Annotated in this window: 5 tRNA genes; all 5 read right to left on the bottom strand. The window is 55.4% G+C overall.

The annotated features are described in order from the left end of the window. Window positions 1–70: 70 nt before the first annotated feature. Window positions 71–147 (bottom strand) — tRNA-Arg (locus tag L4D79_RS29875). Between the two features lie 52 nt (window positions 148–199). Continuing rightward, a tRNA-Arg gene (locus tag L4D79_RS29870) sits at window positions 200–276 on the bottom strand. Between the two features lie 41 nt (window positions 277–317). Then, window positions 318–410: transfer RNA gene (locus tag L4D79_RS29865), tRNA-Ser, on the bottom strand. 10 nt (window positions 411–420) lie between these two features. Continuing rightward, window positions 421–497 (bottom strand) — tRNA-Arg (locus tag L4D79_RS29860). A 52-nt stretch (window positions 498–549) separates the two neighbouring features. Continuing rightward, window positions 550–626, bottom strand: a tRNA-Arg gene (locus tag L4D79_RS29855). Window positions 627–644: the final 18 nt, after the last annotated feature.

Below are 644 nucleotides of genomic sequence, written 5' to 3'. Positions count from 1 at the left end.
GGGTATAAGCCGTATACTCCCTTAGCAGGGGAGCGCCTTCAGCCTCTCGGCCACCTCACCACACAAATTATGGCGCGCTCGGGAGGATTCGAACCTCCGACCGCCTGGTTCGTAGCCAGGTACTCTATCCAGCTGAGCTACGAGCGCACACTTAATTCGGTTTATATAGTACCGCCTGTCGGCAATACGTTGTAAATAATGGCGCGTCCGGGAGGATTCGAACCTCCGACCGCCTGGTTCGTAGCCAGGTACTCTATCCAGCTGAGCTACGGACGCGCAGGCATTCTTTATCAAGCAAAACTTGAACAAGAAAAGAATGGCGGTGAAGGAGGGATTCGAACCCTCGATACGGGTATAAGCCGTATACTCCCTTAGCAGGGGAGCGCCTTCAGCCTCTCGGCCACCTCACCACACAAATTATGGCGCGCTCGGGAGGATTCGAACCTCCGACCGCCTGGTTCGTAGCCAGGTACTCTATCCAGCTGAGCTACGAGCGCACACTTAATTCGGTTTATATAGTACCGCCTGTCGGCAATACGTTGTAAATAATGGCGCGTCCGGGAGGATTCGAACCTCCGACCGCCTGGTTCGTAGCCAGGTACTCTATCCAGCTGAGCTACGGACCCAGCTGAGCTACGGACGCG

The organism is Photobacterium satsumensis, assembly GCF_050336935.1.
GTDB classification, from domain to species: domain Bacteria; phylum Pseudomonadota; class Gammaproteobacteria; order Enterobacterales; family Vibrionaceae; genus Photobacterium; species Photobacterium satsumensis.
The sequence above is the reverse complement of the archived record's forward strand: the minus strand, read 5'-3'. Positions and strand labels throughout refer to the sequence as shown.